The organism is Bradyrhizobium sp. 76 (assembly GCF_023073025.1).
Taxonomy (GTDB): Bacteria; Pseudomonadota; Alphaproteobacteria; order Rhizobiales; family Xanthobacteraceae; genus Bradyrhizobium.
In genome coordinates this window covers 741,130-764,462 of record NZ_JADPIS010000015.1, presented here as the reverse complement: position 1 = coordinate 764,462, position 23,333 = coordinate 741,130, and the positions used below count along the sequence as shown (strand labels likewise).

Here is a 23,333-nt window from a genome sequence, read left to right as displayed (position 1 = left end):
TTGCGGCCCGAAACGGGTGCCGCGGTCTGATTTGGGGCCCCAGGTCCCCCATCAATTTGACCACCTCCTGGCCCGAGCCGGGCCAAGCAAGCAGGAAATACAGCTTTGAGAGTCATCGCCAGTTCTATTCGCAAGGGCAACGTGATCGAGCAAGACGGCAAGCTATATGTCGTCGTGACCGCCGAGAACATCCATCCCGGCAAGGGCACCCCGGTCAGCCAGATCGAAATGCGCCGAATCTCGGACGGGGTAAAGATCTCCGAGCGCTACAAGACCACCGACCAGGTCGAGAAGGCCACGATCGAAGAACGCAACTTCACCTATCTCTATGAAGACGGTGACGGTTTCCACTTCATGAACCCTGAAACCTATGACCAGGTCCAGGTGTCGAAGGACGTCATCGGCGACGCTGCGGCCTATCTTCAGGAGAGCATGACCGTCAAATTGTCGACGCACGACGTCAATGTGGTGTCGATCGCGTTGCCGCAGCGCGTGACGCTCGAAGTGGTCGAGACCGAGCCCGTGACCAAGGGCCAGACCGCCTCCTCGTCCTACAAGCCCGCGATTTTGTCCAACGGCGTGCGCACCACCGTGCCGCCGCACATCGCCGTCGGCACCCGAATCGTCGTGATGACCGAAGACGGCTCCTACTCCGAGCGCGCCAAGGACTGACGGGGCCAAAGCGAGCGCAACAGGTGCCGCCGGGGGGCGAGACAGTGGTTGGGAAAAGTTTCCGCTTCGTCTCGCAACTTCTGGCGTCGCTTTCGCTCTTCATTGCCTCTCCGCTGGCCGCGGATGAGTTCCGCAGCCCCTCGCTCACGGCGCTGCGCGTCGATTGGCGCGCGGCGCTCGACCAGCTCCGCACCGAAATCAACGCCCATCCCCGGGCCGCGGACGACTTCATCTTCACCCCCCGTCGTTCGGTGCCGCGCTATGATTCCCGCGCAATGCCGGCGCTGGTGCAGCTCAATGCGATCTCCTCGCAATTCTTCACCGGCATCGCCCGGAGCTCCGTGCCCGTGCTGCTGCCGTTCGACGCTGCCGCGTATTTCGAAGCACGGCGCAATGGCGCGCCGGCGACCCTCGCGCTGTCGCGCAACCAGGCCGACTTCAATTCCGTCGACATGTTCGATGCCGGGCCCGCCGGCTACAGCGCGACCTTTTCGTTCGAGCCTGGTACCGGAGACGGCATGCCGAGCCGAGTCTTCGCAAGGCCGGTCGAGGTGCAGATTACGGGTTCGGCGCTCGTCTATGACATTGCCGATCCCTCGGGCGGCAAGAGCGAGCCGGTCAAACCGCTCGCGGCGCTCTACCCGGACCTGCGCAAGTTCATCCGGGAAGGCTATGTACGCTACGCTTTCACCCGTTTCGGCGTCACCTATGTGGTGTCGATACAATGCCTCGACAGCGTCGCAAAGCCGCGGCGGCTTGCCTGCAAGGAGGCCTATCCGGTCGCCGAACGCTTCCTGAAGGCGCTGCGCGTGGCCGGCGGCCAGCGCATGCGGCCGCTGACGGACATCGCTTCCAACATTCTCGACCGTCCTGCGGTACGTTCCCCGGACTTCACCTACCGGCCGAGCGGCGACATCATCCCGAACACCGGTTATCGCAAGCAGGGCGGCCATCCCGACGTAATGGCCTACGCACAGATCCGCTTTCCTCTTGAGAAGGCGCCCGCCTTCGTACACTCGCAATCCTATGCCAAGCGCGACAAGATGGAGAGCACGACCGCCTATCCCTGGCGGGACAATTTCTGCGAGTCCCGCAGTTTCGAGGTCTGGCAATGCGGCGGCGGTTATGGCCATCAAGGCGAGGACATCCGCGCGGCCGAGTGCCCACCGCCCGGTGAAGGCCGCCAAGCCTGTGATCCCAAGCAGCGCGCCGTCGTCGCCGTGCGCGATGCGAGGGTCATACGCGCTTCCAAGGACCAGGCAGTGACGCTGCAAATCAACAGCCGGAGCGAGCACATCCGTTTCCGCTACATGCATATGAACCCGCAGGCACTGAACGCCGATGGCCTGCTCAATGGCCGCGTCGTATCGGAGGGCGAGAAGATCGGCGTGGTCTCGAATTATCTCGACCATCCCGCCGGCACCTCGATGCACCTGCATTTCGACGTGCAGGTGTTCACTCGGGACGGCTGGATCTGGGTCAGTCCCTACGTCACGCTGGTCTCCGCCTATGAGCGCCTGATCCGCGCCCGCGGCCGCGAGGTCGGCCCGGAGATCGCCGGCACGCCGCAGCCCGTGGCGCATGCGCTGCCGGAGGACGTGCTCAAGCCGGACCTGCGCGAGGGATCGGGCGGCGACGAGAACTGACGGCTTGCTCCTTCCATTGCCAGGCAGTGCAACAGAATGTTTGTCGCACACACCGCCCGCTGGAAGGCCGAAGGAACTGGGTTGATGAGTGTCGGACTGATTGGTCTTCTCGACGATATCGCAGCGATCGCAAAGGTGGCGGCAGCCTCGCTCGACGATGTCGCGGGCCAAACGGCCAAGGCGGGAGCAAAGGCGGCTGGCGTGGTCATCGATGACGCAGCCGTCACGCCCAACTACGTGATCGGCTTTGCCTCGAAACGCGAACTGCCGATCGTAGGCAAGATTGCGGTTGGGTCGCTCCGCAACAAATTGCTGATCCTGCTGCCCATCGCTTTGTTGCTTGGTTATTTCCTTCCCGCCGCAGTCACGCCGCTGCTCATGCTGGGCGGCGCCTTTCTCTGCTACGAGGGTGCCGAGAAGGTGCTCGAGGCCGTGATGCCGCATCATGCGCACGACCACGAAGCTCAGCCCCAGCCGATTGCGTTGAATGCCAGGTCGGTCGAGGACGAGAAGGTCGCGAGCGCCATCAAGACGGATTTCATCCTGTCAGCGGAGATCATGGCAATCACGTTGGCAGCCGTCCCGGCGGGCAGCATCTGGACGCAGGCGCTCGTGCTGGCCCTCGTCGCCATTTTCATCACAGTTGGTGTCTACGGCGTGGTCGCCCTGATCGTGAAGGCGGACGATGTCGGCCTGGCCCTTGCGCGTTATAGCGGCGCCTCAGTCATTGGCGGCGCAATCCGCTTGCTTGGACGTGCGCTCGTCCGCGGCATGCCGGCCTTCCTTGCGGTGCTGAGCACCATCGGCACCGCCGCCATGATCTGGGTCGGCGGCGGCATCATCCTGCACGGCATCGAACAATACGGCCCACCAGTGATCGGTCATACGGTCCATGCCGCCGCCGAGGCCGCCGCGCATTTCCTTCCCTCCATTGCCGGCATCGTCGAATGGTCGGTCGAGGCAGCCATCTCGGGCGTCGTTGGCCTCCTTGTCGGCGCGGTTGCGATACCGGCCGTCACATACGGTCTTTCACCACTATGGAAGCGTCTTAAGCGATCGCAGCCGACCTGAACAAAAGCGGCTTCGGAATGTGAGTGCCAGCTACTCCAACAGCGTCGTGAGTTGCGCGCCCTCGTCCGCCACGAACACCGCGATCAATTCCGCCGGCTCCGTGGTGCTTGCATTGGCCGAGACCAGATGGGTCGAGCCGGGCGGCTCGAAGAAGGACTGGCCGACGCCGAACGTTTCGACCGGGCCGCCGCCGAGCTGGGAGCGGATCTCGCCCTTGGTGATGTAGGCGGTGACGGATCCCGCGTGACGATGCGGCCGCGAGAACCCGCCGGGACCGTAGAACACGCGCACGATGGTGACGCGTTTGCCCGGTACGTTCGGCAGCGCGTAGGAGCCAATCGGTTCGACCTTGTCGAGCGGCGAGCTTTCGGCAGCTGTGGCGCAGAGCGGCGAGAGTGCGCCGGATATGGTGTCCATCGTTACCGGCAGCGCCTTGCCAATCCCAAGCGCGCAGGCGAGCCCGCCGATAACGGCGATCGCCATCGAGCGGGATGGCAACGGGCGCGGTGTGGTGGGCAGACTCATCGTTGTCATCATGATCTCCCTTCGTTGCAATCAGGATGCCGCCGCATTCGCTGCGACCGGCCGCTTCGCCGGCGTCCAGCGAAACGCCGCACCAAAACGGTTCCAGACGTTGATCGAGGCGACCGCTGAGGTCAGGTATGTCAGCGCGGTCTCCGAGAATTCACGGCTCGCCTCGGCGTACACGTCTTCGCCGACCCCGTCGGGCAGGCAGGTCAGCGCCTCGGTCCACGCCAGCGCGGCACGTTCCCGCGCGGAAAAGATCGGCGCCTCGCGCCAGACCACGACCAAATTGAGCTTGTCCACAGGGACGCCGATCCGCTCCGAAAGCAGGATGTGATGCTGCAGGCAGAAGGCGCAGCCGTTGATCTGCGATGCGCGCAGCTTGACCAGTTCGAGAAGCTGCTTGTCGAGGCCGGCCTTGGCCGCGACCTGGCCGAGCGCCAGCACCAGCTCATACGCGTCGGGCGCGATCCTCTTGAAATCCTCGTATTCGCTGCGGGCGTATGACATTGCCGTTCACCTCGTGGTATTGTAAGAGTGCTGACACATTATAAGAGCACTTACATGACGCGCAAGCCGCCTGATATCACGAGATCGCAACCGCGGCGGCAGGCAGCCACGGCCGCCCCGGCGGTGCGCGTCCCAGCCCCAGGGGAAGGCAAGCGCGGCGAGCAAGGCTATCTCGGCTATCTGCTGCGCCAGGCCCACGCCGCAGTTCGTCTGACGATGGAGCGGTCGCTGGCCGATCTCGGTGTCACCTCTCCGCAATTCGCGGTGCTGACCATGCTCAATGCTTATCCGGGACTGTCAGGGGCCGACGTTGCCCGCCTCACCTTTCTGACGCCCCAGACCGTCGGCGTCATCATCCGCAATCTTGAACGTGACGATGCGATTGTGATGACGCCCCATCCCGTCCACGGCCGCATCCAGCAATGGAAGCTGACGCCGCGCGGCACGACGCTTTTGAAGGCGTGCCGGGAACGGGTGATTGCGTTGGAGAAGCGCCTTGCCGCCGGGCTCGACGCCAAGGCCGAAGCAAGCATTCGCCGCTGGCTCGCAGGCATCGCAGCCGATTTGCAGGAGGACTAGGCGAAGCGCGTTCGCCGCTGACCAGCCCTAGTCGCCTCCTCCGTCGCCGCAGCCGCCACCGTCCGAATCCGAAAAGTCACTGACTGCGCCGTCGCCTTGAATACCGCGCCCAAAGTTCTCCGCGAGGATCATCAGGATGACGACGAATAACCCGGCCCCGAACGGCCAGGGATTGGCGCGGATAATGTCGAACAGCTCCTGCATTCACGCATTGTGCGCAGACGGAGGCAAACCGACCGTAAAGTGACAGGCTCAAAATTGGGGATATCCGACCTGTTGCAGGCGCGCCCTACCCGCCCTTCAACACTTTCTTAACCTCGCCATCAGGCCAGGTCTCGCCCGCTGCGATCACCCGGACGCGGCTTTGATCGGCGTCATTCACCAGCTCATGCGAACTCACCCGCTCGCCGCTTCGCTCCAGGTGCAGATCGGTTTCGGGCTCCCAGCTCAGCGTGGTCGCGAGATCGCCGGGAAAGATCTGCCATTGCGATCCGTCGTCCAGTTCGACGACATGGCTCTCCGCGTGCGCGCGTATCTTCATTCCACCCCGAATTCTCGATGAACGGACTGCGACCGACGGAGGGCCCGGCGATCGGCCGGGGCCCCACTCCATCAGTCGTTGTCGTGATGAATCACGGTCTTGCTGCGATTGCCGAATTCACCTTCCTTCTTGATCACCGTGGTGCGGTCGGCGGGCTCGCGCTCCCTGATGACGGTGGTGCGGTCGCGATCGCGGTCCCGCTCACGATATTCGTGAGACTGTCCGACGGTCACACCGGCACCGACCGGACCGACGTGAACGCCGACTTCGTCGGCCAACGCAGGCGCAGCGATGGCGGTGACCATGGCGGCGGCAAACAGATATTTCCTCATCTTCTCCTCCTCAAACGTGATGCTGGGGGAATGCGGGAGTGCGACAGTTTGTTCCGGGGAACGCGGGCCCGCGTCTGTTCCTGCAGTTCCAGGAACTGGTCACAGCCACCATGTTTCCCGCTAGAATGGGTCCATGAAACATGCTGATTCCATGGCCTCTCGCAGCCGCCGCGCTCTGCTTCGATCCACGCTCGGCGCAGCCGCACTCGTCGCAATCCCAACGCGCATCCTGGCCGCGCCTCCAGGCTTCGAGGAATGGCGTGAGGGTTTTCGCGCACGTGCCATGGCGAAAGGCATTTCGGCCGCGACCTGGCAGCGCGCGATGGCGCGGGTCGAGCCCGACATGGGCGTGTTCAAGCAGATGCGCAACCAGCCCGAATTCCATGAGCAGGTCTGGCAATACATCAACCGTCGCGTCTCCGACTGGCGCATCATCAACGGCAAGATCGCGCTGAAGAACAACGAGGCGCTGCTCGCACGCATCGAGCGCGATTTCGGCGTCGAGCGCGGTACGCTGCTGGCGCTGTGGGGCGTCGAGTCCGCCTACGGCGATCCACTGGTGCAGCAAAACCACATGACGCCGGTGTTTCCCTCGCTTGCCGCGCTCGCCTGGAACGAGCCGCGTCGCAAGGCCTATTGGGAGACTGAGCTGATCAACGCGCTGCGCATCGTCGACAAGGGCTGGAGCACGCCGGAGCAGATGCAGGGATCCTGGGCCGGCGCGATGGGGCATTCGCAATGGATGCCGGAGGTCTGGCTCAATGTCGGCATCGACTATGACGGCGACGGCAAGGTGTCGCCGTTCGGCAAGCCCGACGACGCGCTGGGCTCGACCGCAAAATATCTCGTCAATCGCGGCAAATGGCACCGCGGCGAGCATTGGGGCTACGAGGTGCGCGCGCCCGGCGAGATGAGCGGCAGCCGGACCTATGCGGCTTGGCAGGCGGCCGGCGTCACCCGCGCCGACGGCCAGCCATTCCCGCAACCCTCCGCATCGGCGCAGATATGGACTCCGGTTGCGGGCGGGCCGACGTTTCTGCTGGGGCCGAATTTCAACGCGGTGAAGAGCTACAACCCCTCGATGAACTACGCGCTGGCGATCTGCCATCTCGGCGACCGCTGCCTCGGCGCCCCGCCTTTCATCCAGCCGTTCCCCGGCTCCGAGCGCGCGCTGACGCTCGCCGAGGTGCAGGAAATGCAGACGCGGCTGACCAAGGCCGGCTTCGACACCGGCGGCACCGATGGCCGTGTCGGGAACGACACCATGAAGGCAATCAAGGATTTTCAGCAGCGCGCGGGGATCACACCGGCCGATGGCTATGGCGGGCTGAAGGTGCTGGCGAAGCTGCGCCAGGGGTCGTAACGCGCCTCAATGTCGGTACTGCGGCTCTTCCGCATCGAGCTGGCGGCGGATCGCAGCAAGATGCAGTTGCGCAGATTCGGAATCGCCCTCGCGCATCTGCTTGTAGGTCTCGGCCGCAATCGCGGGATCGACCGGCAGCACTTTCCGGCCCGTCGACATCGCCAGCACCTGCACCTCGGCGGCGCGTTCGAGATAATAGAGATCGTCCCAGGCCTCCGCGATGGTCGGTGCCAGCACCATCACGCCGTGATGCTTCATGAAGATGATATCGGCATTCCCAACGCTGGACGCGATGCGCGCGCCTTCGCGGTTGTCGAGCGCGAGGCCGTTGTAGTCGCGGTCCACGGCCGTGCGACCGTAGAATTTCAGCGCGGTCTGGCCGGCCCAGATCAGCGGATCACCCTCGGTCATCGACAGCGCCGTGGCGTAGGGCATGTGGGTGTGGAAGGCGACCTTGGCGCGCGGCAGGCGCTTGTGCATCTCGGCATGGATGTAGAACGCGGTCACCTCGGGCACGCCCTCGCCGTCAAGCACGTTGCCGTGGAAGTCGCAGATCAGCAGTTTTGACGCGGTCAGCTCGCGGAAGGCGTAGCCGTAAGGGTTGACCAGGAAGAGATCGTCATGGCCCGGCACCACGGCCGAGAAATGGTTGCAGATGCCCTCCTCAAAGCCGTTGCGCGCAGCCATGCGGAAGCAGGCGGCAAGATCCTCGCGCGCGCCGCGGATCGCGTCGGTCACGAGGTCCGAACGGTTCGAGCGGAACGTTGCTGGCGTAGATGACGAAGAGTGAAGGCTGTGCGCCATGGCGGAAGGACACCTCTGTCGGCCGGAAGACGCCCGCGTTGTACAGGTCCAACGCCTGCACGTCAGCCCCCGCGGGCGCCACCCTGCCCTTCGCAGCCCGCGCGGCGGGCTATTGCCGCCGCGGCACGCCGCCGGCATTCATGCCGCCGTCGATGACGAGCTCGCTGCCGGTGACGTAGCGCGAGGCATCGGAGGCCAGATACAGCACGCCGGAGGCGATCTCACCAGCCTGGCCGGCGCGGCCGAGCGGCGTGACGACGCGCGCACGCTCGTCTGGGTCGATCGGCGCGTTGCCCTGGTTGCCGGTCGCGCCGGTCGGGATCTTGCCCCAGATCGGCGTGTCGATGATGCCGGGATGGACGGAGTTGACGCGGATGCCGTCACAGGCCGCCGCGCACTCCATCGCGATCGACTTTGCGAACAGCCGCACGCCGCCCTTGCTCGCCGAATAGGCCGACAGCCCGGGCGCGCCGCGCAGGCCCGCGAGCGAGGACATCATGACGATCGAGCCGCCGCCGGTCTTGCGCATCAACGGTAGGCAATGCTTGACCGAGAGAAAGACGCCGTCGAGGTTGATCGCGTTCTGCTTGCGCCAGTCGCTGAGCGTCATGTCGACGATCGAGGGCACGGCAATGCCGATGCCGGCGTTGGAGACGAGAATATCGAGCCGGCCAAAGCGCTTCGCGATCTCGGCTGCGATCTCGATCCATCGCTCTTCGCTGGTGACGTCCTGCTCCAGGAAAATCGCCTTGCCGCCAGCCTTGGTGATGCGATCGGCGAGTTCTGGACCTCGCAGCTTGTCAATGTCGGTGGCGATGACGGTGGCGCCCTCGCGCGCGAACAGCTCGACGACGGCTTCGCCGATGCCGGAGGCGCCGCCCGTCACCAGCGCCACTTTACCCTCAACCTGCCCTGCCATGCTCACTCCCTTTTTTCTATACGTTTTTTTGTTGTTTGCCGGGCCTATCTAATCATGGATGGTCCCTGGTCGGGTAGCGCGACATCCATGATCCGGAATTGCACACGCTCGGCGCCCTGGTAGCGATCGACCGACAATGATCCCGCGACATGCAGTTGCTGGCCGCGATTGGCAACAAGCGCGTTGCCAAGCTTCTGTCCGATCGAACGGAACGCGATGCCGTTGACGATGGCGCCGTCGCCCGACTTGAAGCGTAGCCTCAAATGCGCCTGTCCCACCTCGTCGGCATAGACGAGCTGGTGCGCCGGCAGCGCCAACACGACTTCCGGATTGCCGCTGCCGAAGGGACCGGCGCGGTTGAGCGTCGTTGCAAGCTCGGTCGTCACCGCGCGCGCGGAAACCGCGCCGTCGATGTAGAGCTCGTTGACGTGGCGCGCCTCGGCAACGTCGCGCGCCAGCGCATGCTCGAGATAGGCACGAAATTCGGCGAGCTTTTCCTTCCGCAGCGTGACGCCCGCAGCCATCGCGTGGCCGCCGCCCTTGAGCAGAATGCCGTCGGCGACCGCCTGCCGCACGGCCTTGCCGAGATCGACGCCGGCAATCGAGCGGCCGGAACCGGTGCCGATGCCGCCAGGCTCCAGCGCGATCGCGAAGGCGGGCCGCGAGAACTTCTCCTTCAGCCGGGACGCAACGAGACCAACGACGCCGGGATGCCAGCCTTCGGAGGCCGTCACGATCACGCCGATCTTGTCCTCGAGTCCGATCGAGGCGAGCGCCTCGGCTTCGGCCTGCGCTTCGGCCGCCTGCTCGATGATACGGCGCTCGCTGTTGAGGCGGTCGAGTTCGGCGGCGATCCGCGCGGCCTCGACGCTGTCACCCTCCAAAAGCAGCCGCACGCCGAGATCGGCGCGGCCGATGCGGCCGCCGGCATTGATGCGCGGCCCCAGCATGAAGCCGAGATGCCAGGCCTCCGGCGGGCCGTTGAGCCGCGCCACGTCCATCAGCGCGGTGTGGCCGACATGGTCGCGCCGCCGCATCGCGATCAGGCCTTTGGCGACGAAAGCGCGGTTGAGACCGATCAGCGGCGCGACATCGGCAACCGTGCCGAGCGCAACGTGATGCAGCATGCCGAGCAGGTCAGGCTCGGGCATCTCCGCATTCCAGAAGCCGCGCTGGCGTAATTCGCGATTGACCGCGACCAGCGTCACCAGCACCAGACCGACGGCGGCGAGATGGCCGAGGCCGGAGAGATCATCGAGCCGGTTCGGATTGACCAGCGCGTCGACCTCCGGCAGCTCCGTGCCGGCCTGATGATGGTCGATCACGACGACGGACATGCCGAGACGTTTCGCTTCGGCGAGCGGCTCGATGCTGGTGGTGCCGCAATCGACGGTGACGAGCAGCGTGGCGCCCTTTGCGGCCAGCGCACGCACGGCTTCCGTGTTGGGCCCGTAGCCCTCGAAGATGCGGTCGGGAATGTGGATCAGCGGGTCAAGCCCGCAATGGCGCAGATGCCAGGTCAGCAGCGCCGCCGAGGTCGCGCCGTCGACATCGTAGTCGCCGAAGATCGCGACCTTCTCACCGTTCGCCGCGGCATCCGCGATCCGCTTCGCGGCGGCTTCCATCTCCGTGACCGTGAACGGGTCCGGCAGAAGCTTGCGGATGGTTGGATCGAGGAAATCGACAACGGCATCACTGTCGACACCGCGGCCTGCCAGCACCCGCGCCAGCAGCTCGGGCAGTTGGTGGCGCTGCACGATGGCAAGCGCTTTGGCCGCCCCGCGCGCATCCAGCCGGTCGCGCCAAAGCTTGTCAGTGAGCGAGCGCGCCACCCCCAGGAATGCCTGGGGCGCTTCGACGGGCAAGGCGGTGGCGGGCGGCGTCATGAACAACGGTCGGTTTGAGGAACCTGGGAGCCGGAAGTATTGCATCGTCCGGCCGACGGGACGATTGGCCCGCAATCCCCCGGGATTTGCAACGTCTGCGCGGCACAAAGCGGTGGATTGCCGTTTTGCTACGCGGACTGACTATCATTTGAGCATTCCGCAAAACAGCAAATTAAGCAGGCGTTAGGCGGAATCTCCGAAAAAGAATCGTATTCGATCTGTCAGTGATTGTTCCGGGTTCGTTGCAGATCAGACCTCATTGCCAAGGGAAGCCCCCGATGTCTGCTGCGCTGGGTCTCAAAGCCAAGCCGATCGCAAATGAACCCGCTGATGATGATTCCGATATCTCCGCGCTGATCAACCGGCTCACGGCGGAGGTCAACCAGATCGCGGTCGACAAGACCAAGGCGATCCAGCAGATCACCAACCAGATGAAGATGCTGGCGCTGAACGCACTGATCGAAAGCTCGCGCGCCGGCGCGCAGGGCGCGGGCTTCGCCGTGGTGGCGCAGGAGGTCCGCGGCGTCGGCCAGCAGGTCGAGACCATCGCCCGCGAGCTCGAAAGCCAACTGACGAAACGGACCGGCGATCTCGTCTCCTCGATCGACCGGATGAGCCAGCGCTCGCGCGGCGAGCGCATGGTCGACCTGTCGCTCAACGCCATCGAGCTGATCGACCGCAACCTCTATGAACGGACCTGCGACGTGCGCTGGTGGGCGACCGATTCAGCGTTGGTCGATTGCGCGGCTTCGCCCGACGCCGCGGCCGTGTCCCATGCCTCGCAGCGTCTCGGCGTGATCTTGGGGGCCTACACCGTCTATCTCGACCTCTGGCTCTGCGATCTCGAGGGCAACGTCATCGCCAACGGCCGTGCCGACCGCTTTCGCGCCGTGGGCCAGAACGTCGCCCATACCAAATGGTTTCGCGAGGCCAAGACCCTGCGCTCCGGCGACGACTATGTCGCGGGCGACGTCGAGAACCAGCCGCTGCTCGGCAATGCCCAGGTCGCGACCTATTGCGCCAGCGTCCGCGCCGGCGGCCAGGCCAACGGCGCGCCGATCGGGGTGCTCGCCATCCATTTCGACTGGGAGGCACAGGCCCGCGCCATCGTGCAAGGCGTGCGCGTCGGCGACAGCGACAAGGCGCGCGTGCTGCTGGTCGACTCCAATCTTCGCGTGATCGCCGCTTCCGACGGACAAGGCATTCTCAGCGAACGCATCTCGCTGTCGCTGGACGGTCGGCGCTCCGGCTTCTATCAGGACCGCTCCGGCACGCTGGTCGCGTTCCATGCGACGCCCGGCTACGAGACCTATCGGGGGCTCGGCTGGTACGGCGTGATCGTCTGCGGGGCGTGAAGCGGGAGGCGGCCTGCCTCTCCAACTCAAAACCGTGAAAACAACCCCATGCACAGTAGCCATCTGGTTGTTTTCATGACGGTTTTTTTCGCCGTTTGACGCGGGCAAACGCCGGCATGCATGCGATCATGGCACCGTTCGCGGTCCGGACCCAGAGCGCTAGGCTCTGGCGATGTCGTCTTCGACTGGCTGCAGCGTCGTAATTCCAAGCGTTTGCGACGGACGCTCCCCGAACATTGCAAGGTAATATTGCGAGAACCGGCCGAGCTCGTAAAAGCCCTGTTGCATGGCGACGGCTGTCACGGTGGTCGAACCGGGTGCGCTCTGGTGCAGGATGGAATGAACAGCGCATAGACGCTTGTGCCTTAGGAAGCTGACCGGGCCGAGGCCGAATACCTCCTGAAAGGCGCGGTGGAGGGTGCGCCGCGATACGCCCAGCGCCGCGCAAATTTCCGACACGTGCACCGGACGCGTGCCGGCGTCGTCGAGATACTCCTCGACCTTGCGGATCAGCCGTCGGGCAGAAGGGAGCCAGCCGTTGCCGTCAGGTGGCAGCGACGACGCGACGTTGGCAACCATGCATTCGGCGATCGATCGTTTCCAGAAATCGGCAGTTGACGGCGTCAGCCCATATTTGTTGTCGCGCAGGTGCGACATGACCCGAACCAGGCGGCGCGAGGCGACCGCGCCGGTCGCGAGGTCCGCGCGGAAATGCCCGCGACTTCGCCATGTGTCGGGGTCGCTCAGGCGCGCTTCTCCGCCGAACAGCGTCGCGACCTCGTTGAGGTCGAACCGCATGGCGGCGTAGGCGGAGCCGCCGTGAAAAACACCGTCATGTTCGAGCCGCGGCGGAATGACGAGCACATCGTTGATCTGCATGTCGAACGACCAGTGGGCGACGCGCTCTTCAGCCACGAGCAGCATCCCGATGATCAGCTTGTCGTCGCTGGAAACCCGCTGCGTGCGTATGCCGACGTTGAAAGCACCAATGCTGAGCGAGAAGTGGCCGATGCCGACATGGGACAACGTTCCGCGCAACCGACCGCGGCCGAGTTGCATCACGTCGACATGCGAGCCGTGGACGGCCTGCTGAAGTCCTTCGAAACCGTCCAGCTTGCGCGAATCAACCAGAAGGAATTGCCCCATGGCTGTACCCTGTTACTGAAGCGCGACAATTCTGCGGCACGCAGCAGCGAAATACCACCACAACGCGAGGTGGGTGCGACAAGCCGACTTCGCGTTTTGAGGCAAATCATCGCCGCATTTGTTTGAATTCCCTCTGCACTGAGGGATTTGCGACATGGGGCGCCAGGGTGCATACTCATAAAATCTGCTGCTAGGAGTAGGCGCGCGTGATGTCCGCTTGTCCTCCAACAGCGGCGCGAAAGCGGACGTTGTCGGACTTCCAAGAAGGGCTGACAGCCGACACGTGCCATCGTGCCAACCATCTGCTACCAAGAGATAGTCAACGCTTCGCCCTTCTCAAACCTTGTCAGACGTTTTGACAAGTTAAACGAAGCAATGACTTCGGCAAGTTGATCTTGGCTCTCTCTCAGATGCCCCCATCCCTCATTGTGCACAGCGACTAAAGCTGCATCCGGGAAGGCGCGCGCAGCCTCCAGCGCGTCCTCGCTACCCATCGTCATGTGAAACCGCCCGCGGGGCTCGGCCGCGCCTGTGTGCAGGATGACAATCCCGGGCGAAAACTTCCGCGCTACGTCAGCCGTGCCGTCGAACCAAAGCGTATCGCCAGTGATATAGATCAGGTCGCCGGGCTGCTCTGCTCCAAGCGCAAAGCCGACCACGTCACCAGCCTCGACGCCAACAGGGCCATGGCGTGCCGGCGTGGCAGTCACGATTAAACGCTGACTGTCCTTTCCTTCGAGAAAACGAGCTTCAAATGGGTCAATGCCGACGGCATTTCCACCTAAACGTTGAGCTCCCGACATGGTCGTATAGACCGCGCCGACCTTCGGTAACAAAGCCCGGCCCAAATTATCGAGATTGTCAAAATGGTGGTCGTGGCTCAACAGGACTGCATCCAGCCTTCCGACATTCTCCGCCGAGATGCTCGGACCTTCGATTTTGACGTGTTTCACGGGGCTGTGCGGCCCCTGATATTGCCCAGGTGGATCAAAGGTAGGATCAGTCAGTAGGCGAAAGCCATTGTGCTCAATGAGCACTGTTGTACCACCGATCAAGGTGAGGGTGATTGAACCGGACATGGAGCTCTCTTCAATGTTGTCCGAGCTTAGCTAATCCACTGGCCATCGGATAAAAATCCACTATCTTCTCCCAATGGCTGTTAAAAATCGCACAGCGCTTGATTGTGAGAATGTTCGGGTCTTTCTCGCGGTCGCTCGCCACGGGAGTTTGTCGGCTGCCGCGCGTGCCCTCTCCGTAAATCACGCGACGGTCGCCCGCCGCGTGAAGGTCGCTAGAGCAATCTCTTGGTGAGCGGCTGGTCGAGCGGCGTCTCGACGGTTATTTACTGACACCTGCGGGCACCCGTCTTCTCGGTCCAGCCACTGAAATGGAAACAGCGGCGGCAAACCTCAGCCGTGGCGGAGGCGAGGACAAGCCTATTGGGCTTGTTCGGGTAAACGCGCCGCCAAGTCTCTCGCAACACTTTCTCGTTTCTCGGCTCGCCAAACTGTGCAGGCAGCATCCAGGGCTCGATGTCGACTTGGCGACCGACTTTCGGTCGGTGAGTTTAGAACGACATGAGGCGGATATTGCCCTTCGTTTCGGACGTCCGCAGGATGGTGACGTTATTGCCAGGCGGCTGCTGCCAATCGGGTTGGGCTTTTACGCTAATGCCGAATGGCGGCGCCGGGCTCAAGCCGGAGCCGAGCCGGTCTTTGTCGGGTTCGATGAAGTAAACGCGCATTTGCCGGAAGCACGCTGGCTGTCCAAGCACTTTCCGCGCTGTCGAATATCTTTTCGGACCGACAGTCAGTCCGCCCAGGCGGTCGCCGCTCGTGCGGGCGCAGGCATTGCACTTCTTTCGTTGGCAAATCGAAAGACGGCCTCTTCACATGCAATCTTGAGCGTGAACCGCTGACCCGCGAGCTGTGGCTGATCATAAGGCGTCAAAGTCGAGAAAGCCTGCCTATCAAGACCGTCGCAGACTATATTTCTTTTTACTTTCGACGATGAGTCCAAATTGTTTCAGTAAGATCGATCCGCGGTCAAATTGCTTCATTCACTGGCTCTCGTAGCCGGCCACCATCCCAAGCGTGGCGGCGGGAACCAAGCTCGGCAATGAAAGTTTTTTATCTCAGGTGGCCGCTCAGGCTTTGCCTGCAATGACGCAGGATATCTTCATGTGCGGCAAATGCGATGAAATCGACGAGAAGATCGCGCACCATAGCCGGTTGTTGTCTCTTATCACTGACAAGATCGCGAGAGACGGCATCGCCGGCTTGATCGAGGAAATGAAGACGGAGAAAGCTGCACTTCATCCCGAACCAGAGGAGAAGTAACAGTGCACTCGCTGCCGAGCCAAGTTTTGCACGGAGCCTTTCGTCCGGATTTCAGGCATGCCGCGCTATTTTTTCCACGTCCGGGGTGTTGAACCGAGCACCGACACTGAAGGCGAAGACCTGCCGGACGCTGAAGCGACCTGGCGAGAGGCCACGGTTTTTGCCGCCGACCTTCTGAAGAACATGCAGGGTCGACTTGAACCGGGCCACGAATGGCACCTGGAGGTCACCGACGAGGCCGGAACGTCGATCTTCAGCATTTACATCAGCGCGCAGAACGGCCGATAGCCTCACTCTGTTGGAGGGGTTTGGCCGGAACGATCCAACGGCCGGGCGATTGCCTCTTTTCAGTAGGAGTTGCGTCATGCGTCATGCGCCGTCGATTGTGCCGCTGGATCGGCTCGACCGTGAGATTTACCTGGTGCTGGAAGACTTCGGCGCGCGCGCCGGCTGCTCGTGGCGCGAGACCGACGAGCAGAATACCGATGTCGAGACCATCATCCGCGACCTACTCTCCGGGCAGTACGCCTATCCCGTCCGTATTGTCGCCTTCAACGCGATCGAGGGCTGGTCTCGCGATGCCACCAGCGAGATCGCAGATGAGCTTGCGGTGCGTGTCAGGGGTAGCGAGATCACGCCGGCCTTGCGGGCCTTCGTCCAAGCAAATGCTTCCCGACCTTTTGCTGTACAACTGGCGCTCCCTCTACGGGGAGCCGCCTGACAGCAAATCTGCGATCACGATGTTGCGTGGGATTGATGCGATGACAGTGCGCTAAACAGGCACAGTTATCGAAGGTTCGCGCTTCCCTTTGGCTTTATTTTTTGGTACCAAAATAAATGAAACGAGCAAAAAAGATTCGTGCCAAAAAACATCGCGGCCGCCCCGCGACTGGTCAGGGCGTCCAGATCGGCACGCGCTGGCCGGAATCGACTGTCGCTCAGATCGACGCATGGGCGTCGGGACAGCAAGACACTCCCGCTCGTTCTGAATCCATCCGTCGGCTGGTCGAGATTGGCTTGGGCAAACCCGCCCCTGCCCTCGCGGTTACGTCTGCCGCCAAGGCCTCGTCCGAGCGGGCTCGGGAAATGGCGGGCAGCGCGATCGACAAGCTCAAAGACAACAAAGCGAGCCCGGATGACCAGGCCAGCCGCAAGCGGCGGCTCGTCAAGGGACCCGAGGAATTCCAGAACGTTCGACGCGACCGGCCAAATCGAAAATGAATTGACCGGCGCCCGCTTGGTCAATCTCGCCCGAAAGCAGAAAGCAAATGATCAAACCCAAACGGTCCGCCGCGCAACAACTGGCGGACGAAGCCGAACGAAGGACCCTCAATCCGATAGGATCGAGACAGACGATAGCCGACAGTCAAGCCACGCCGGAGTTTCAGGAAAACCTGAAACGCCTGAAGTCCGAGCGGCTGGAGCGTGAGGCTCGACTGAATCCGAAGCGCAAGGTCTGATTTGGGCTGATCCAGCTTTCGCCTCGCCTCGCCTGGTGGGGCCGGTCAGGCGAACGAGCCGCGTCGGATGGAGGGTGCAGAAGGTCATGGAATGTTGAATCGTCGGTGGATGATCTTCCTGTTGGTTTCCGTGGTGATTGTTTGCTCGATCTTCGCAGGCGCTCGATACTATCTAAGCAAATGCCATGGCATGGATGCGTGCGCGGCCGCCGAAGCCGAGAGCCACGAGCGCGACAAGCCAACCGAGCCACAATAGTTTTCGGGTGAAAAGCCGGCCTGCAATAGCGGCTCCGGAGCCGCGGCGGGTGCAAGGTCGAAGGTGCTAATCCACCGTTTTACAACCTGGGGAAAACTCCCTGCAGGTCAGCGCGCCTGCATTTTCCGAATCGCCTGTGCGTGCTCGCTGCCTCAGTATGTTCTGCTTGTGGGGGGCGCGTGAGCCAGTTTTTATCCGTGCTGCTGTTGGCGACCGCTATGACTCTGACCCTGTGCTTCGGGGTGGCGGCGTGGCGCCAATCCGCTGTGAGAGACGTCGATATCACTGCCACCATTCCCCATCAGGAAAACGGCTGGCGAGCGAGGCCGACGAACTAAAGCACCTTCTGTTGCGCTATCCACCGTAGTTCTAACAGTTCGATGAACGGTCTCTTGATCTCGCGCTTGGGCCTGTACCCATAACTGAGTACGCGTGAATGTCAGCGGCCACTGATCGTAGCAATCAACGACCATGTCGAGCAGATCACCGGTAACGGACAAAGCTGCACGCACCGCACCACCGCTGCCGATGAAGCGCCGGCGAATTTCGCGACGAAAGTCAGAAGACCGCGACGGCGGACTACACCACGCCGCCGAAGTCGATGCCTTCCTTGGCGAGCGCCTCGGCTTCCTCGGCGGACGCTGTCGGCTTCGTCTCGAGGTAGGGACGCTCAGTCGCCGGCAGAATGGTGCGAATGTTCTGGCCGTCTGTCCGCGTGATGCGAGCAACCCAGCGCTTGGGGCCGTGCTCAACTTGCTCGATATGGTACTGCTTGTACGTAATCATGACTCACGGACGCAACTGACGCTGGCGGAAGGTTCCCTTTATATCCAACGGGACGCCTCCGGACAACGATTTCTTAGAGTGAGGTTAAGATCGCCGGCGTGAACCCGTTCAGCGATCGTTCAGCCGCTCAGTCGTAGGCATATTGCGATTGGGAGAAGATCCGATGATCGGTGCAGTCGTCGCAACCTTGCTGGCTCTACAGCTCGGTGAGGTTCATCAGGTTCAATACCGTGTCCCTGTACACCCACCGCCGTGCGGCAACGGCTGGGACGTCGGCGCCCGCGACGGCATGTGCTACCCCAACGGCTACTTGCCGCCGCAAGAACAGGCCGCTCGGCAATACTATGGTGGCGGCAGAGGCTCTGGCCACTATCCCGTTCCTTGCGGACACGGTGCCGATATCGATACCCGCGACGGCCAGTGCTACCCGAACGGAACGGTTCCGCCGCAGTTTCAACAGGGCCGGCAAGGCTATTACGGCGATGATTATTACGAGCGCCGTCCACGGCGCCGTTACTATTGAACGGCCCCTCGGGGTAAGCCCGCGGGCCCCTAATAATCGCTTCTTCGGATCCGTGGTGACGGTGCCGGACTGCACTGTCACCTGCATTCTTTCAATTCCAAGTCGGGCAAAAGCCTCGCTCGCGTGAGCCCGCCAAGTGAGCGCGGACATGGTCCCAGATCACTTGGTCCCAGGTGACTTGCCTGACCCTATCTTCAGCTCTCCGGGGCCGAAACTGTAGCAGGCACGCTCAGCGGCGCACCTCCAACTGAAACGGGACCTACAGATTTCGACTGCCGGGCGAGCCGCTTGCGGATCGCTGCGGACAGTCCGTAGCGCGCATGCGCTCTTCGAACGGAGGACGTGACGTCCGACATCATGGCATTTTGCAGCGAGTCGATTTTCGCAATCAGCGTGGACAGCTGCGAAGATACCTTCTTCACATCGACGCGTTCGTCCGTGATGCTCTGTCGCAGCGAAAGCAGCACCATGGAATCGGCCTGCAACACAGCCGCGTTTTGCTGCAGTGCCTGGTTGCTCTCCTGCAGCGAAGCCGTGTGTTGCTGCTGGGTCGACTGAATATCCTTCAAGGCAGCGACAACCGGATCCGGCTTTGCCACTGAAGCCTCTTGCCGCGGTAGCAGATCAGCCAGGCTGCTCAGGTTCAGCGATGGCAGGCCCGACGGCCATGTGTAGATCGCCGCCGCGCCGTTGATGGCCAGGGCACACACCGACAGCACCATGACCGACGTGCGGCTCGACCGCTTGATCGGTTCTGGAGCATCCAAGCTTGCGGGTTCGTCGGCCGCGATGGCCGCAGCCAGTGCTGCAGGGTCGAGCTGTTCGACAAGGCCTTGCGTTTCGAAAGTCGTGGTCATGGCATTGACCCCAAATGAGCGAGCAACAGGAAGCCGTCGCCGGAACGTCCTCGCGACGGCTCCCTTACGCAGCACCCATCTACAACTGTCTAAAATTGTGGGCTTTTCAGCTTAATTCCACGTTAGCGGCCGCGGCCTGCTGCAGACCCCACCACCCCGGCCGACTACGGGGGCGTACGACAGACATGACACGCAGGCCGGTGCGAGAGCTCCTCCCGATCCCGGGAAGCCGCCGCGTCCCGAAGGATTTTCCGAAGTTGGCAAACTACCCCTATTTTGCCCGACGAGTCAACGACGTCTCCGCCGGAGGCAAGACCGCCGTGTGCCAAAAAGAAAGCGTTGCGCCAGCAGGACTTAGCTACTGTGCATGGGGTTGTTTTCGCGATTTTGGCCACCGCCTGTTCGTGCGCCGGGCCCCTGTCCCAAAAGCCGCGAGACAACCCGCTCAAAAAGTGTAGGATTCGACAAAACAGGGAGGAACGGCATGTTTGAAATCAGCGGTTTCGACACGGCAGGAATCGTCAGCCTCAAGCGGCTGTCACTCACCGCCGCCCTCAAGAAGGCCAAGGAGCTTATTGCTGACGGGTGCTGGGGCGTTCAGGTGATTGGTCCAGGTGGCCAGGTCTACACCTCGTTCGAGGAGCAAGCCGCGTAGCCGCCCGCCTTCGGCATCAATCTTCGGCATCATTCGGAAAGCACCCGACCGATCGCGCGCCGCGCGCTCTGGCCGTTGCGGTGATCGACGTGAAAACCCCAGCGCCTGGGTGGAGCGCTGGGGCGTTTTCAAAATATCAATTGGTGAAGCAATGAGGCCTTCGTAGCAGCGATCCCGACCATCGCTTGTGAACTGCTTCACACGTCCTTCGATCTTTCCACACCTTGCCGAGGCTCAACTGCCGCGCGCCGTGCCGTTGCCAATCAACTCGTTTGGGAGCACGCTCTCTCCAGGCGCGCAGACGCCGCTCAGGGAGAAAGCCATGAAGGACACGGGCCTGGATCATCGCCACCGCGACAAGGATGGCGCGATCAGCAAGAAGCACGGCAACACGCTGGTCGGTACGTTGCGCAAGATCTACGGCAAGGGTTTTGCCGCCGGCTATCCGGATACGACTGAACTCAGCGAGGTCTTGCACCAGCTGAACGAGACATCGCTAAGCCAGTTGCGTCGCGATCACGACACCGGGCATCTCGGCCACAAGATCGACCACGTCCCGAAGTGACGGCCTCCCCTCGTCCCAACTTCAGGTAGTTGAAATCAACTTCGCTGCCGGGTGTCTCGGCGAATTTGCCGTTTGAGCCCTCGCCGCCCGAGCGCTAGAATGAGCCTTTTAATGGAGGCTCATTTGAAACAGTTCATTGTCATCACCGCCCTTGCGCTCGCCGTGACGGCTCCCGCCCGCTCGCAGGCCCTCGTCGATCCCAACAAGGTTGCTCCCGAATATCGCGAGGCGGCCGAGAAACGGCGTGCCGAGCAGATGCGGCAGCGCGAATGCGCGCTAAAGGCAGATCTCGAGAAGGTGCTGCCCAGGGATCGCACCGTCTACCTCAACCATTGCCTGGACACGATGGCGGCCAAGCAATAGGCGGCTGTTTCAAGCGGCTTGAAGTGCCGGACGCGTTCAAGCTTTCTTCAGACATTTGGGATCATCTGACGATCCATTTCCATCAGTCATTGTCGATCGACCGCGCATGAGTTTCGTCCAGATTCAGTGCACGCGCTGCAAGACCGTGTTCCGCGACCGCGCGGGACGGTTGCAGGACGGCTATTCCAGGCAATGTCCGAGCTGCGAGGTGGTGCTGTTCTTCGCGGAGGATTCACCGAACCCTCAGGTCAAGCAGGCCATGAAGCGCGCGCGCAAGGTTCGCAAGGAGCAGCGCGAAACCGAAATGGCCAGGGTGTCCGCGCCGCAACCGCGCGCCAATTTTTCGCGGGCCCACACCGGACGGATACAGCTCTCGTCGGAGGACGACGGGGACTAGCTCACCCGCGCTTCCGCGGAAACAGGCGGTCGCGGATATAGCGCGAGGTCGGCGTCAGGCGGATGCCGCGCGGCTTCTGCCAGACGGCGCGGTCGATCTCGTTCTTGTCGCCGATCGCGAGCCTGCCCTTGGCGCCCTTGGCGATGAATATCGCGTCGCTCATCTTGCGGCCGGAGCGCTTGTTCCTGGCCGTCACTTCCTTCCAGAGGCTGATCCGGCCGAGCTTCAGCTTGGGCAGCTCTTCCTTGATCTCCCGCCGCAGGCAGTCCTTGTCGGACTCGCGCGCGCGCTTGCGGCCGCCCGGGAACATCCACAGGCCGTCCGACCGGCGCCTGACCAACAATACCTTGCCGCGCTTGGCGGCGACCAGCTTGGAAGACTTCGCCATGTCCGCCGTAATCGAGAACAGAATCGAGCCCATGGTAACTTGTCTAGTCGGATAGACAAGTTCCGTGGACCTTGATCACACGGGGCTAAGGCCGCCAGGTCTGATTGACTCCGGCAGGCAGGCCGATCCGCCGTGCGAGGGGGCCGGATCAGCCCTCGCCCGTCGCTGTCCCCGCCCTCGACCCCGCCTCTGCCCGGTCCTCCGTCCTGATCCAGGCCATCATCATCTCCCAGGCCACCGACAGGATGATCGGGCCGATGAACAGGCCGACGATGCCGTGGGCAAGCGTGCCGCCGATCACGCCGACGAAGATGACGATGGTCGGCGTGGTCAGGCCGCGCCCCATCACCAGCGGCTTCAACATGGTGTCGAGGAAGCCGACGACGACGAGAAACACGGTGAGCAGCAGCGCGGTGGTGACGTCCTTGGCGGTCCAGATCCAGATGATCACCGGCAGCAGCACCAGGAAGGCGCCGATCTGCACGATCGAGAGCAGCAGCACGATAAAGGCGAGCAGGCCTGCGCTCGGCACCGCGGCAAGCTTGAAGCCGATGCCGGCGAGCAATGCCTGCACGATCGCGACGCCGATCACGCCTTGCGCCACGGCACGGATGGTTGCGCCTGCGAGCCCCAGGAAATGCTCGCTCTGTTCGGGCACGATGCGAAACAGGAAGCCGCGGCCGGCCGCAACCAGCCTTGGCCCGTGCGGAAACAGGAAGCCGGCCACGAACACCGAGACCAGGAACTGGAGCGTGCCGACGCCGGCGTCACCCGCGAGCCCAAGCAACGGTCCCGCCAGCGGCTGGAGATACGGCGCCACCTCGCGTAGCACCGCGCGGATGTTGTTGTAGGCCTGCTCCCACAAATCGAATAGCCAGGGGCCAACGAGCGGCCACGATTTGAGCTGCTCCGGCGCCGACTGAAGCGCGAGGTCGCCGGTGCCGAGCTGGTGCGCCAGCTCGCGCACGCCGTCCACTGCGCTGATGCCGAGCCAGGTCGCAGGACCGATGACGATGCCGAGCGTGATCAGGGTCAGGATCGCCGCTGCGGTCTTGGGCCGGCCGCCCAGGATCTTCGCGACCCAGCTGAAGGCCGGGTAGAACGCGACCGCGAGCACGCCGCTCCAGGCAAGGATCGGCACGAAGGGGCGGATGATCAGGAAGGTCCAGATGATCAGCAGGCCGAGCAGGCCGACGCGGATCACGAGCTGGATGATGTCCTCGCCCGTCAGGAGCTGACGCAGACTTTTCACGGGCACGGCTTTCCTTGCGGCATTGACGCGGGTTCCGCCACTTGCGCGGCCCAGCGTTATTGCCAGCCGCGCACCCGGCGTCAAGGCGACGGGGCCGGCCCGAGCCGGTGATTAGGAACGCATCGGGCCATTCGGCATTCGAG

31 protein-coding genes are annotated in these 23,333 nt (G+C 62.9%); 17 read left to right on the top strand and 14 right to left on the bottom strand.

Annotated features, from left to right (window positions below; genetic code table 11):
- Positions 1 to 105: 105 nt before the first annotated feature.
- From efp to IVB48_RS04620, 3 genes are all read left to right on the top strand, one after another.
- Positions 106 to 672, top strand: a complete 567-nt coding sequence (gene efp, locus IVB48_RS04630) for an elongation factor P (RefSeq protein ID WP_027569909.1) — start codon at positions 106 to 108, stop codon at positions 670 to 672.
- Between the two features lie 23 nt (positions 673 to 695).
- Entirely contained in the window at positions 696 to 2,318 is a 1,623-nt protein-coding gene (locus IVB48_RS04625) for a M23 family metallopeptidase (RefSeq protein ID WP_247397834.1), read from the top strand.
- Positions 2,319 to 2,402: 84 nt separating this feature from the next.
- Complete coding sequence (locus IVB48_RS04620; RefSeq protein WP_027569907.1) at positions 2,403 to 3,389, top strand: DUF808 domain-containing protein; 987 nt, start codon at positions 2,403 to 2,405, stop codon at positions 3,387 to 3,389.
- 30 nt (positions 3,390 to 3,419) lie between these two features.
- Here the strand turns inward: IVB48_RS04620 and IVB48_RS04615 are convergent, their stop codons facing one another.
- Entirely contained in the window at positions 3,420 to 3,923 is a 504-nt protein-coding gene (locus IVB48_RS04615) for a cupin domain-containing protein (protein WP_027569906.1), read from the bottom strand.
- Between the two features lie 21 nt (positions 3,924 to 3,944).
- Positions 3,945 to 4,424, bottom strand: coding sequence for a carboxymuconolactone decarboxylase family protein (locus IVB48_RS04610; protein ID WP_247397830.1), 480 nt, complete (start codon positions 4,422 to 4,424; stop codon positions 3,945 to 3,947).
- A 54-nt stretch (positions 4,425 to 4,478) separates the two neighbouring features.
- On the opposite strand from IVB48_RS04610, the gene IVB48_RS04605 reads away from it, so the two are divergent.
- On the top strand, positions 4,479 to 5,003 hold the full coding sequence (locus IVB48_RS04605; protein ID WP_247397828.1) for a MarR family winged helix-turn-helix transcriptional regulator: 525 nt from the start codon (positions 4,479 to 4,481) through the stop codon (positions 5,001 to 5,003).
- A 27-nt stretch (positions 5,004 to 5,030) separates the two neighbouring features.
- On the opposite strand, the gene IVB48_RS04600 is transcribed toward IVB48_RS04605, so the two are convergent.
- The 3 genes from IVB48_RS04600 to IVB48_RS04590 form a co-directional block, all read right to left on the bottom strand.
- A complete protein-coding gene (locus tag IVB48_RS04600) occupies positions 5,031 to 5,207 on the bottom strand; it encodes a hypothetical protein (RefSeq protein ID WP_247286161.1) in 177 nt (58 codons plus the stop codon).
- 85 nt (positions 5,208 to 5,292) lie between these two features.
- Positions 5,293 to 5,544, bottom strand: a complete 252-nt coding sequence (locus IVB48_RS04595; RefSeq protein ID WP_247286162.1) for a hypothetical protein — start codon at positions 5,542 to 5,544, stop codon at positions 5,293 to 5,295.
- A 71-nt stretch (positions 5,545 to 5,615) separates the two neighbouring features.
- Positions 5,616 to 5,876, bottom strand: a complete 261-nt coding sequence (locus tag IVB48_RS04590; protein WP_247397825.1) for a hypothetical protein — start codon at positions 5,874 to 5,876, stop codon at positions 5,616 to 5,618.
- Positions 5,877 to 6,009: 133 nt separating this feature from the next.
- Between IVB48_RS04590 and IVB48_RS04585 the strand changes: the two genes are divergently transcribed.
- Complete coding sequence (locus IVB48_RS04585) at positions 6,010 to 7,239, top strand: lytic murein transglycosylase (protein WP_247397804.1); 1,230 nt, start codon at positions 6,010 to 6,012, stop codon at positions 7,237 to 7,239.
- 6 nt (positions 7,240 to 7,245) lie between these two features.
- On the opposite strand, the gene IVB48_RS04580 is transcribed toward IVB48_RS04585, so the two are convergent.
- The 3 genes from IVB48_RS04580 to recJ all read right to left on the bottom strand — a co-directional run bounded on the left by IVB48_RS04580 (position 7,246) and on the right by recJ (position 10,848).
- Positions 7,246 to 8,043: an aldolase gene (locus IVB48_RS04580; RefSeq protein ID WP_247397801.1), complete on the bottom strand. Its 798-nt coding sequence runs from the start codon at positions 8,041 to 8,043 to the stop codon at positions 7,246 to 7,248.
- Positions 8,044 to 8,152: 109 nt separating this feature from the next.
- Positions 8,153 to 8,962: a glucose 1-dehydrogenase gene (locus IVB48_RS04575; RefSeq protein WP_247397798.1), complete on the bottom strand. Its 810-nt coding sequence runs from the start codon at positions 8,960 to 8,962 to the stop codon at positions 8,153 to 8,155.
- 44 nt (positions 8,963 to 9,006) lie between these two features.
- On the bottom strand, positions 9,007 to 10,848 hold the full coding sequence (gene recJ, locus IVB48_RS04570) for a single-stranded-DNA-specific exonuclease RecJ (RefSeq protein ID WP_247397795.1): 1,842 nt from the start codon (positions 10,846 to 10,848) through the stop codon (positions 9,007 to 9,009).
- Between the two features lie 278 nt (positions 10,849 to 11,126).
- Here recJ and IVB48_RS04565 point away from each other — a divergent pair, with 278 nt between their 5' ends.
- On the top strand, positions 11,127 to 12,203 hold the full coding sequence (locus tag IVB48_RS04565) for a methyl-accepting chemotaxis protein (protein ID WP_247397793.1): 1,077 nt from the start codon (positions 11,127 to 11,129) through the stop codon (positions 12,201 to 12,203).
- 159 nt (positions 12,204 to 12,362) lie between these two features.
- On the opposite strand, the gene IVB48_RS04560 is transcribed toward IVB48_RS04565, so the two are convergent.
- A complete protein-coding gene (locus IVB48_RS04560) occupies positions 12,363 to 13,349 on the bottom strand; it encodes a helix-turn-helix domain-containing protein (RefSeq protein WP_247397791.1) in 987 nt (328 codons plus the stop codon).
- Between the two features lie 305 nt (positions 13,350 to 13,654).
- On the bottom strand, positions 13,655 to 14,428 hold the full coding sequence (locus tag IVB48_RS04555) for an MBL fold metallo-hydrolase (protein ID WP_247397789.1): 774 nt from the start codon (positions 14,426 to 14,428) through the stop codon (positions 13,655 to 13,657).
- 308 nt (positions 14,429 to 14,736) lie between these two features.
- On the opposite strand from IVB48_RS04555, the gene IVB48_RS04545 reads away from it, so the two are divergent.
- From IVB48_RS04545 to IVB48_RS04520, 6 genes are all read left to right on the top strand, one after another.
- Positions 14,737 to 15,267, top strand: a complete 531-nt coding sequence (locus tag IVB48_RS04545) for a LysR substrate-binding domain-containing protein (RefSeq protein WP_247397784.1) — start codon at positions 14,737 to 14,739, stop codon at positions 15,265 to 15,267.
- A 175-nt stretch (positions 15,268 to 15,442) separates the two neighbouring features.
- A complete protein-coding gene (locus IVB48_RS04540) occupies positions 15,443 to 15,688 on the top strand; it encodes a hypothetical protein (protein ID WP_247397781.1) in 246 nt (81 codons plus the stop codon).
- 57 nt (positions 15,689 to 15,745) lie between these two features.
- Entirely contained in the window at positions 15,746 to 15,976 is a 231-nt protein-coding gene (locus IVB48_RS04535; protein ID WP_247397778.1) for a hypothetical protein, read from the top strand.
- A gap of 76 nt (positions 15,977 to 16,052) precedes the next feature.
- Positions 16,053 to 16,409 carry a hypothetical protein gene (locus IVB48_RS04530; RefSeq protein ID WP_247397774.1) on the top strand — a complete coding sequence of 119 codons (357 nt, stop codon included), beginning with the start codon at positions 16,053 to 16,055 and terminating at the stop codon, positions 16,407 to 16,409.
- A 116-nt stretch (positions 16,410 to 16,525) separates the two neighbouring features.
- Complete coding sequence (locus tag IVB48_RS04525; protein WP_247397772.1) at positions 16,526 to 16,909, top strand: hypothetical protein; 384 nt, start codon at positions 16,526 to 16,528, stop codon at positions 16,907 to 16,909.
- Positions 16,910 to 16,956: 47 nt separating this feature from the next.
- Entirely contained in the window at positions 16,957 to 17,148 is a 192-nt protein-coding gene (locus IVB48_RS04520) for a hypothetical protein (protein ID WP_247397768.1), read from the top strand.
- Between the two features lie 835 nt (positions 17,149 to 17,983).
- Here the strand turns inward: IVB48_RS04520 and IVB48_RS04515 are convergent.
- Complete coding sequence (locus IVB48_RS04515) at positions 17,984 to 18,190, bottom strand: hypothetical protein (protein WP_027567024.1); 207 nt, start codon at positions 18,188 to 18,190, stop codon at positions 17,984 to 17,986.
- A 163-nt stretch (positions 18,191 to 18,353) separates the two neighbouring features.
- Between IVB48_RS04515 and IVB48_RS04510 the strand changes: the two genes are divergently transcribed.
- Positions 18,354 to 18,713, top strand: coding sequence for a hypothetical protein (locus IVB48_RS04510; RefSeq protein ID WP_155809614.1), 360 nt, complete (start codon positions 18,354 to 18,356; stop codon positions 18,711 to 18,713).
- A gap of 194 nt (positions 18,714 to 18,907) precedes the next feature.
- On the opposite strand, the gene IVB48_RS04505 is transcribed toward IVB48_RS04510, so the two are convergent.
- Positions 18,908 to 19,570, bottom strand: a complete 663-nt coding sequence (locus IVB48_RS04505) for a hypothetical protein (protein ID WP_247397765.1) — start codon at positions 19,568 to 19,570, stop codon at positions 18,908 to 18,910.
- A 484-nt stretch (positions 19,571 to 20,054) separates the two neighbouring features.
- Here IVB48_RS04505 and IVB48_RS04500 point away from each other — a divergent pair, with 484 nt between their 5' ends.
- From IVB48_RS04500 to IVB48_RS04485, 4 genes are all read left to right on the top strand, one after another.
- Positions 20,055 to 20,225 carry a hypothetical protein gene (locus tag IVB48_RS04500; protein ID WP_007590796.1) on the top strand — a complete coding sequence of 57 codons (171 nt, stop codon included), beginning with the start codon at positions 20,055 to 20,057 and terminating at the stop codon, positions 20,223 to 20,225.
- Between the two features lie 322 nt (positions 20,226 to 20,547).
- Positions 20,548 to 20,790 carry a hypothetical protein gene (locus IVB48_RS04495; RefSeq protein ID WP_007590794.1) on the top strand — a complete coding sequence of 81 codons (243 nt, stop codon included), beginning with the start codon at positions 20,548 to 20,550 and terminating at the stop codon, positions 20,788 to 20,790.
- Positions 20,791 to 20,901: 111 nt separating this feature from the next.
- Positions 20,902 to 21,153: a hypothetical protein gene (locus IVB48_RS04490; protein ID WP_247398185.1), complete on the top strand. Its 252-nt coding sequence runs from the start codon at positions 20,902 to 20,904 to the stop codon at positions 21,151 to 21,153.
- 106 nt (positions 21,154 to 21,259) lie between these two features.
- On the top strand, positions 21,260 to 21,550 hold the full coding sequence (locus tag IVB48_RS04485) for a hypothetical protein (RefSeq protein ID WP_027567028.1): 291 nt from the start codon (positions 21,260 to 21,262) through the stop codon (positions 21,548 to 21,550).
- 1 nt (position 21,551) lies between these two features.
- On the opposite strand, the gene IVB48_RS04480 is transcribed toward IVB48_RS04485, so the two are convergent.
- Both IVB48_RS04480 and IVB48_RS04475 read right to left on the bottom strand, forming a co-directional pair.
- Entirely contained in the window at positions 21,552 to 21,971 is a 420-nt protein-coding gene (locus IVB48_RS04480; protein WP_035961255.1) for an NUDIX hydrolase, read from the bottom strand.
- Positions 21,972 to 22,086: 115 nt separating this feature from the next.
- Complete coding sequence (locus IVB48_RS04475) at positions 22,087 to 23,196, bottom strand: AI-2E family transporter (RefSeq protein WP_027567029.1); 1,110 nt, start codon at positions 23,194 to 23,196, stop codon at positions 22,087 to 22,089.
- Between the last annotated feature and the right edge of the window lie 137 nt (positions 23,197 to 23,333).